Raw genomic sequence first — 8,355 nt, forward strand, 5'->3', positions numbered from 1 at the left:
GATCAAGGCATTCAACACGCGCTTCGTTGCGATGCTATTTCGGCAAATGGGGCTGGTGCTAGGCCGGCCCGCTGAACTCGACGAGGTCGGGATCTCGCATGAGGAGGCCTTGGACCAAGTGAACTCGTTGCTCTGGGAGGGTCTGCTTCCGCGAACGGCCTCAGGGCCTCCGGAGCCATAGCCTGCCAGCACCGCTCGGCGGACCGATTTCGGCTAGTCTGTCACCGAGTGACGTTCCTGCAGCAAGGGGGGTTCCATGACTCAGGGCACCGCAGACGAGAGGCCTCCTACGACGGCCGCCTTGGGCCGCGTGGTCGGGGAGGCGCGCTGGCCGATGGCGGTCGCCGTCCTGGCGATCATCGGCCTGACGCTCCTGCTGCCCCACGATCTCATCGTTCGCCCACGGTGGGGAGTGCCGATTCTCGAGTTGGTCCTTCTCGTCGCGTTGATCATCGCCGACCCGGGCAAGATCGACCGAGTGTCGAAGTGGGTCCACGCTCTGTCGACCACTCTCATCGGCGTTCTGGTGGCGACCGCACTGTGGTGCACGGCCGAGATCATAGTGGAGCTGATCAAAGGCGGACCATCAACAAACTCGGCTGCCTCGTTGCTCGCAGCCGGCGGGATCGTCTGGCTGTCCAACTGCCTCGCCTTTGGGCTGCTGTACTGGGAACTCGACAGCGGTGGGCCGGCGGTGCGCGCTCACGGGCTTTCGGCCCATCCCGACTTCGCCTTCCCCCAACACCTGTCGCCGGAGCTTGCCCCGCGCGACTGGCGACCGCAGTTCATCGACTACCTGTATCTGGGCTTCACGGCAGCCACCGCGTTCAGCCCCACCGACGTGATGCCACTGCGTGCGTGGAACAAGATTGCGATGATGCTTCAGTCGACGGTGTCGCTGGCACTGGTGGGTCTGGTCATCGCGCGCGCCGTCAACGTGCTGGCCTAGTCGCGTCTGCAGGTCATGTGGCCTGGCCAGTCGCTGGACACTTGAGACGACGCATTGCCGCTACGGCGGGTTGACGGCCCGGTGACACAGGATGAGTTCGGCACGGATTTCGCCCTGAACGTGCCACGCTAGTGCATCGCGTTTCGATCTGGAGGGCCCCGTGAGTCGTCGTTCTCGGCTTCGTCGCACGCGACGAACGTCAGGCTTCATGATCTTCTTGCGGATCGCGGGCGCGCTGCTCGTCGTGCTGCTGCTTCTGGCCGTGGCAGGCAGCGCGGTTGCCTACGCCACCGTGACCACGTGGCTCCAAGGCTTGCCCAACTACCAGTCGCCGGCCGCATTCCAGGTCGCCCAGCCCACCGTGGTCTACTCGGCCGACGGCAAGCTGCTCGCCAGGTTCTACCTGCAGAACCGCGATGTCGTTCCCATCTCCCAGATGTCGACCGATCTGGTCAACGGGCTCGTGGCTGTCGAAGACGAACGATACTTCGAGCACGGTGCTGTCGATCCGGTCGGAATCGTCCGGGCCGCGTTCCAGACGTCAGGCGGCAATCGCCAATGGGCGTCGACGATTACGCAGCAGTACGTCCGCAACACGGTTCTGCTCGGCGAACGCACGCAGATGACGCTCGAGCGCAAGGTCCGAGAGGCCTACCTGGCTATCCAGGTCGAAAGGACGCTCTCCAAGCAACAGATCCTCGAGAACTACCTGAACACGGTGTACTTCGGCGAGGGTGCGTATGGCGCTGACGCCGCAGCCCGCACGTACTTCGCGAAGTCGGCGAGTCAGCTGACGCTTCCCGAAGGGGCGCTGATCGCCGGGCTCGTGCAGTCGCCCAGCCGCCTCGACCCCTACATCAACCCGACAGGTGCGGTGGCGCGTCGACAGGCAGTCCTCAGCCGAATGCTCTACAACCACTACATCACTCAGGCGGCATACAACGCGGCCGTCTCGGCCCCACTAGCTCTCAAACGCGAGACCCAGCCTCTGGAGGGCATCTACGCGGCGCCTTACTTCGTCTCCTACGTCAGGACCCTGCTTCAGCAGCAGTTCTCCGCGAACACCGTCTTCAACGGTGGGCTGACCGTCTACACCTCTCTGGACACGCGTCTTCAGGCCGACGCCGAGAAGGCGGCCCATCACCAGTTCAACGGATCGAAGGACCCGTCCGTAGCACTCGTGTCGATCGATCCGAACAACGGCTACGTCAAGGCATTGGTCGGCGGAACCAACTACGCGAAGAGCAAGTTCAACCTCGCGACACAGGGCTATCGACAGCCAGGCTCGTCCTTCAAGATGTTCACGCTGGTCACGGCGCTGGCGGATGGTATGTCACCAACGTTCCAGGTGGACTCCAACGCCCCCGTGACAATCCCAGCCAAACCGAATCCGTGGGTGGTGAACAACGACGAAGGTACAGGCTCGGGCATGATGTCGCTCGAGACCGCGACCTGGAACTCAGTCAATGCTGTCTACGCGCGAGTGGCGTACTACGGTGTGGGCATCAAGAGCGTCATCCACACCGCGAAGTCGATGGGAATCACCACGCACCTGCCCAGCATCCCGTCCATCACTCTGGGCAGCGTCGGCTGCACGCCACTGGAGATGGCCTCGGCATACGGGACCCTGGCCACTGGCGGTGCGCACTACGCGCCGATAGTCATAACCAAGGTACTCGACCGGAGCGGCAGCACGATCTTTCAGGCGCAACCGCACGGCAGCCAGGTCGTCCAGCCTGACATCGCCTATGCGGCGACCAAAGTGCTTGAAGGCGTGATAACGAAAGGGACCGCTCGGAACACGGCCAACATCGGTCGCCCTGCAGCTGGCAAGACCGGGACGAGCCAGTCAAACCGTGACTGTTGGTTCGTCGGCTACACGCCGCAACTGGTCACGTCGGTCTGGGTCGGCTTCACACCCGAGCGGACCGTCGTCGTCAACGGCCAGACCGGCTTCGGCGCGACGGTCGCAGCACCGATCTGGGCGCGCTACATGACGGCGGCGCTCGCCGGCAAGCCAATCCGCGACTTCACATCGGCGCCAGATCCGAGTTACGACGATAGCCGGTTCAACATCCCGGTCAGCTACGCGACGCAGAATCCCCCTCCGCCCCCGAGCACCAAGTCGGTCACTACGCCAAAGGCATCCAAGTCCTCTTCGGGAGGGAACAAGAGCGGAGGCAGCGGGAAGGGCACGGGGAACGGCCATACGAAGCCGACTCCACCGCCACCGCCGAGCAACCCGACGACCCCATAGCGTGGTCATGCGCGCGGGCCACAGGCAGGAGCCGAGCGGGCGTCCGGCGTTGCACCGCATCCCAACCGAGTTATTGCATGAGAGTCACCCGCCTGGATTCCCGCAGGTATGTTCGTCGGCGAAGCCAGTGACGGCTGGACGATTGGGATTCGCCCGCGACGTCGTCGGGCTGAACTCCCGGTCGGCCGAACCTCGACTGATGACTGGCACGCTCCTCGCAAAAGAGTTGGACAGAAGTCGAAGAGTCGCCGTATGTGGCGAATCCGCTTGCGAGGTCTGAATGTCCGAAATCGCCTGCCTGGCTCGCACTTTAGTGAGCAGCGCCCGCCGGCGCACCGCCGATTGCACGAACCATGCACTTGCGGCGATGTCGCTGCTCGCGGTCGTGTTCGCGACGATGCTCGCACTACCATCGCCGGTATTCGCTTCTCCCGCCGGACACGGGTCTGCGCCCAACGTCGTTGACTACTCCAGCGGCTTCACTCTCTCGACTCCCGCCACGCTCAAGAAGGCCGGGGTGGGTGTCGTCATCCGGTACGTCGGATCCTCTGCTTGGAAGAGCTTGACGCCTGGTGAGGCGGCGGCGCTGAGGCTCGATGGCATCGACATCGCGTCGGTCTACGAATCGAGCGCTGGATGGATGCTGGCTGGTAGGAGCGCAGGCATTGAAGCAGCCAGAACGGCGCGGGCGGCCATCATCGCCGACGGCGGGCCTAACCAGCCTTTCGTCTACTTCGCCTGCGACACCGACACGAGTGATTTCGCCGATGTGAACGCCGCGCTGCTGGGCGCACAGTCCGTTCTCGGACCCGGCAACGTTGGCATCTACGGCAGTTACTCGGTGTGCGCGAACGCGCTGAGAGCCGGTGCCGCGGCCAAGGCTTGGCAGACGGTCTCTTGGTCCAACGGTCAGGTGTTGCCAGGCGCCGTTCTTCTACAGCTGGTCCCGCAGACTCTGGGGGACCTCGGCGTGGACTACGACACCGACATTCGCAACGCGGCCGATATCGGCCAGTGGGGTGTCCCCGCAAGCGAGACGGTTGTGGCCACCGACGTCATCAGCTTCACGCCGCAGTCGACGCCGTCGACCGCTACCCTGCGAGCGATTGAGTCGAGCGACGGTGTGAGCGCTTGGGCGGTCGGCGACCGAGGGACTATCTTGCACACGAGTAGCGCGGGTGCCACGTGGACCGCGCAGTCCGCAGCTACTACAGCGACGCTGCATGCAGTCAACTTCGCTGACAACAACAATGGTTGGGTCGCAGGCGAGAATGGCCGCGTCTTTCACACGATCGACGGCGGTCGTACTTGGAATGAGCAGTCCACGCCGACGACTGCGACGTTGAGGTCGATCTACTTCACCGACGACTGGGGCGGTTGGGCGGTTGGAGAGCGCGGAACGGTGCTGCACACGGGCGACGGCGGCGCCACTTGGATTCCCCAGTCCGTCCCTACGACGGCCACGCTCAACTCGGTGGAGTTCTCAAGCGAGACTACGGGCGTCGCCGTTGGCGAGAACGGGGCGTTCGTCTTCACCGGGAATGGGGGGAAGAGCTGGTTCGAGGCGTCGACCCCGACCACGTCGGATCTGTCAGCGCAGTGCGTTGCGAGTTCGACCGTTGCATGGTCCGTCGGAGCGAGTGGAACCGTTCTGCACACGGGGAACGACGGCGCCACGTGGACTCCGCAGTCGCTGCCGACGACCTCGGCTCTCACAGACGTGGAGTTCAGCGGTCTGTCACGCGGGATGGCGGTGGGCGCCTCAGGTACGGTCCTGTTCACGGCGAACGCTGGCCAGACGTGGACGAGGCAATCGTTGGAGACTACGGGTGCGCTCAACGGCGTCGAACTCGCGGGCACCAGCGGCTGGGTTGTCGGCGACGCCGGACGAGTGTTTCGGCTGACGATGCCGAGCGTGCACTAGCGTCGCGAAGCCCGATCGGCTGGCGGCTCGGCTCTCTACGACCCGAACGTCTTGACAGCTTCCTGCATCAGGTCCGGGATCGGCAGACCCTGCGGGCACGCATCCAAACAGGTGCCGCACTCGGTGCAGTTCGACGCCTTGCCCTTGACCTGCAGATAGCCCGTGGTGAACGGGTTGGCGTCGCCCCACATGGCGGCGTTGTTCAGCGACGCGATGACGTCGGGGATGTCGACGCCGTTGGGGCACGGCATGCAGTAGAGGCAGCGCGAACAGTCGGCCTTCAGGCCTTTGCGCAGGACATCGGCGGCTTTTGCGTAGACGGCGAGTTCGTCTTCCGTGAGCGAGTTCGGCAGGCCCTTCTCGGCGGCGGCGAGGTTGTCCTCGACGTGCTGCATCGCGCTCATGCCGGACAGCGTCAGGCTCACGCCGGACTCGTTCCAGACGTAGCGCAACGCCCACTCGGCGGGACTCCAGCCTTCCGGGCGCTCGTCGAAGACGGCGCGCATCGAGGCCGGCATCTTGTCGCCGAGCTTGCCGCCCTTGATGGGCTCCATGACCACGACGCCCATGCCCTTCTCGGCGGCGTGAAGAAGACCGGCGCGACCGGCCTGGAACTCAGTGTCCATGTAGTTGTACTGGATCTGGCCGAACGCCCAGTTGTCGTACTCGTCGCAGATGCGGATGAAGTCGGCGGCCGCACCGTGGAAGGAGAAGGCGGGGAAGCGGATGCGGCCTTCGGCCTGCGCGCGATTGAGGAAGTCGATCACGCCGAGCGACTTCATCTTGTCCCATGCCGGACCGTTCAAGCCGTGCACGAGGTAGAAGTCGAGGTGGTCGGTCTGGAGCCGTTCGAGCTGCTGGGTGAGGAAGCGGTCCATGTCGGCGGTTTCTCGGCAGATCTGCTGCGGCAGTTTGGTCGAGAGGTTCACGCGCTCGCGCCAGCCGCCTGACAGCGCCCGTCCCACGAACGGCTCGCTCTCGCCGCCGGGGCCCGAGAAGCCCGTGCCGTGGTAGAACCACGCGGTATCGACATAGTTCACGCCGTTCTCGATGGCGTGGTGCAACATGTCTGTGGCGAGCTGGGTGTCGATCTTGGTCTGGTCGCCGTCGAGCACGGGCAGGCGCATGCACCCGAAGCCAAGAATCGAGACGTCGACACCGGTGTTGCCGAGTTTGCGATAGAGCATGGGTCCTCCCGAGGTAGTTGACCGTCGATTCGCCGCGTGCCGCCTGAGCTTGCTCGCGGCGGCCGGGTGGTGGAATATGCTTAGATAATCTTATCTATTCTGCCGAGCGCTGTCACGGTCCACGCTTCCGGCCACGCCCTCGGCATCACAGGCTCGTGCACCCGACCTCGCGGTCGAGTGCCGTGCGATCGGAAGGAGCCTGCCGTGGTCGGCAAGGGGGATTCGATGCTCGAGGCGGTGCGCAACCGGCGGAGCATCCGGCGCTATCAGGACCGGTCGATAGAGCCCGAGCTTCTCGAGCAACTGCAAGAGGCGATGTTGCGCGTTCCCTCATCGCGCAACTTGAAGCCTTGGCGCTTCGTCTTCGTCACTGACCAGGGGCTGCTCGAGGCGCTGGCAGGCGCCAAGGCGTCTTTCGGCGACTTCGTGGGCACCGCCCCACTCGGCGTGGTCGTCTGCGCGGACCCGTCGGTCTCGGACTGCTGGATCGAGGACTGTTCGATCGCGGCGGCGACCCTGCAGCTCGCAGCCGTGGCTCTCGGCCTTGGCACGTGCTGGGTCCAGATTCGCGCCCGACAGAACGCCGACGGCGGTCCTGCCGAGAACCACGTCCGAGAGATCCTGGGCCTGCCGAAGACACTCAGCGTGTTGTGCATCGTGGCGGTCGGCTACCCCGCCGAGGACAAGCCGCCGAAAGAACGAGCGTCGCTGTCCTGGGACAAGGTAGAGGTTCGGTAGCGCCGTCGAACGACTCGACCCTGGCCGGCCTTCCCTTTGGGAGGACACGTTCTCGGCCCTAGTCCTGCTTGCTAAAGAGCATCACGCCGGGGACGAGGAAGACGACGAAGAACCCGGTGAGAATGAGCACGTCAATGCCGGCGGGGTGGAGGGTCAAGGCAGGCGACAGCTTGGGGGACAGCGCGATCTGCCGGAGTGCATCGACGCCGTATGACATCGGATTGAGCTGGCCGATCACCTTCAGCGCGGTGCCCGCGGCGTTGTCGGACGTGAACGGGAAGAAGGCTCCGGAGAGGAAGAGCATCGGCATCAGGATGAACTGCATGATGACCTGAAAGCCTTCCATCGTCTTTTGTCGCGCCGCGATCAGGATGCCGAGCGAAGTGATGACTGCTGCGAGCAGGAGCAGCGTGAGCAGCATGAGAATCACCTTGCTCACGTCGTAGTGCACGCCGAGGAGCGGTCCGAGCAGCATGATGATCGCCGCTTGGAACATCGCAACCGTCGAGCCGCCCGCCACCTTCCCAAGTGCGACCGCCGTGCGTGACACCGGAGCCACCAGGACCTCGCGCAGGAACCCGAACTCGCGGTCCCACACGATCGAGATTGCCGAGAAGAGCGCGGTGAACAGCACCGTCATGCACAGGATGCCAGGGTAGAGGAACTGGATATAGGGGATGCCGGCAAGGCCAGCGCCGCCGCCGATCTTGCCGAGTGCTCCGCCAAGGCCGAAGCCGAGCGCGAACAGGAACAGAAGCGGTTGCGCGAGCGACCCGAAGATACGCGAGCGATCGCGCAAGAACCGCAGCACGTCGCGGTACCAGATCGTGTAAGCGCCCTTGAGGTTGTGCTTGAGGTGGCCGCCCATCAGCGTCGCCCCCTCATCTGGCGCGCCCGGCGCATCTGTGCGACCGGACTCGCCTCCTCCTCGCGAATGGCACGCCCCGTGAGCTTCACGAACACGTCCTCGAGTGTGGGCCGACGCAGGTTGACGCTCGACACACTCAGCTCCTCGGGGTGCTCGTCCATCGCTCGCAGCACCTCGGGGATGAATCGATCGCCGTGGTCGATCTCGATGCGCAGTCCCTCGGCCGTCTGCTGAGCCGTGACTCCGAGCGAGACAAGCACTTCCACGGCTCGTACATCGTTGTTGGTGGTCAGCGTGACCACGTCGCCACCGACCATCGCCTTGAGGTTGTTGGGAGAGTCGAGCGCGACGATCTGCCCGTGGTCGATGATGGCGATGCGATCGCAGATCTCGGCCTCGTCCATGTAGTGCGTGGTCAGGAAGAGTGTGAGA

At 64.4% G+C, this 8,355-nt stretch carries 8 protein-coding genes; 5 read left to right on the top strand and 3 right to left on the bottom strand.

All coding sequences use genetic code 11. From position 1 onward, the window contains the following. The 4 genes from P4L93_10725 to P4L93_10740 form a co-directional block, all read left to right on the top strand. Window positions 1–181: hypothetical protein (locus P4L93_10725; protein ID MDR3687418.1), on the top strand; the 181-nt coding region annotated here is incomplete at its 5' end. A gap of 75 nt (window positions 182–256) precedes the next feature. Next, window positions 257–949 (top strand): hypothetical protein, encoded by a 693-nt coding sequence (locus tag P4L93_10730; GenBank protein ID MDR3687419.1) that lies wholly within the window; start codon window positions 257–259, stop codon window positions 947–949. Window positions 950–1,157: 208 nt separating this feature from the next. Beyond that, window positions 1,158–3,206, top strand: coding sequence for a PBP1A family penicillin-binding protein (locus P4L93_10735; protein MDR3687420.1), 2,049 nt, complete (start codon window positions 1,158–1,160; stop codon window positions 3,204–3,206). 280 nt (window positions 3,207–3,486) lie between these two features. Continuing rightward, window positions 3,487–5,130, top strand: coding sequence for a YCF48-related protein (locus P4L93_10740; GenBank protein ID MDR3687421.1), 1,644 nt, complete (start codon window positions 3,487–3,489; stop codon window positions 5,128–5,130). 35 nt (window positions 5,131–5,165) lie between these two features. Here the strand turns inward: P4L93_10740 and P4L93_10745 are convergent, their stop codons facing one another. Then, complete coding sequence (locus P4L93_10745; protein ID MDR3687422.1) at window positions 5,166–6,317, bottom strand: aldo/keto reductase; 1,152 nt, start codon at window positions 6,315–6,317, stop codon at window positions 5,166–5,168. Window positions 6,318–6,521: 204 nt separating this feature from the next. On the opposite strand from P4L93_10745, the gene P4L93_10750 reads away from it, so the two are divergent. Beyond that, on the top strand, window positions 6,522–7,055 hold the full coding sequence (locus P4L93_10750; GenBank protein MDR3687423.1) for a nitroreductase family protein: 534 nt from the start codon (window positions 6,522–6,524) through the stop codon (window positions 7,053–7,055). 58 nt (window positions 7,056–7,113) lie between these two features. Here P4L93_10750 and P4L93_10755 read toward each other — a convergent pair whose 3' ends face one another. Both P4L93_10755 and P4L93_10760 read right to left on the bottom strand, forming a co-directional pair. Next, the gene (locus P4L93_10755; GenBank protein MDR3687424.1) at window positions 7,114–7,923 is read right to left on the bottom strand and encodes an ABC transporter permease; all 810 of its coding nucleotides are present in this window, start codon (window positions 7,921–7,923) and stop codon (window positions 7,114–7,116) included. After that, window positions 7,923–8,355 (bottom strand): DUF4162 domain-containing protein (locus tag P4L93_10760; GenBank protein MDR3687425.1); only part of this gene is annotated, 433 nt, incomplete at its 5' end. The genes P4L93_10755 and P4L93_10760, both read right to left, overlap by 1 nt.

Source organism: Coriobacteriia bacterium (assembly GCA_031292615.1).
Classification (GTDB): domain Bacteria; phylum Actinomycetota; class Coriobacteriia; order Anaerosomatales; family JAAXUF01; genus JARLGT01.

Excerpts from the sequence above, each read along its gene's own strand:
- P4L93_10755 (MDR3687424.1), bottom strand. The coding sequence starts at position 7,923 with ATGGGCGGCCACCTCAAGCACAACCTCAAGGGCGCTTACACGATCTGG.
- P4L93_10730 (MDR3687419.1), top strand. The coding sequence starts at position 257 with ATGACTCAGGGCACCGCAGACGAGAGGCCTCCTACGACGGCCGCCTTG.
- P4L93_10745 (MDR3687422.1), bottom strand. The coding sequence starts at position 6,317 with ATGCTCTATCGCAAACTCGGCAACACCGGTGTCGACGTCTCGATTCTT.
- P4L93_10735 (MDR3687420.1), top strand. The coding sequence starts at position 1,158 with ATGATCTTCTTGCGGATCGCGGGCGCGCTGCTCGTCGTGCTGCTGCTT.
- P4L93_10740 (MDR3687421.1), top strand. The coding sequence starts at position 3,487 with ATGTCCGAAATCGCCTGCCTGGCTCGCACTTTAGTGAGCAGCGCCCGC.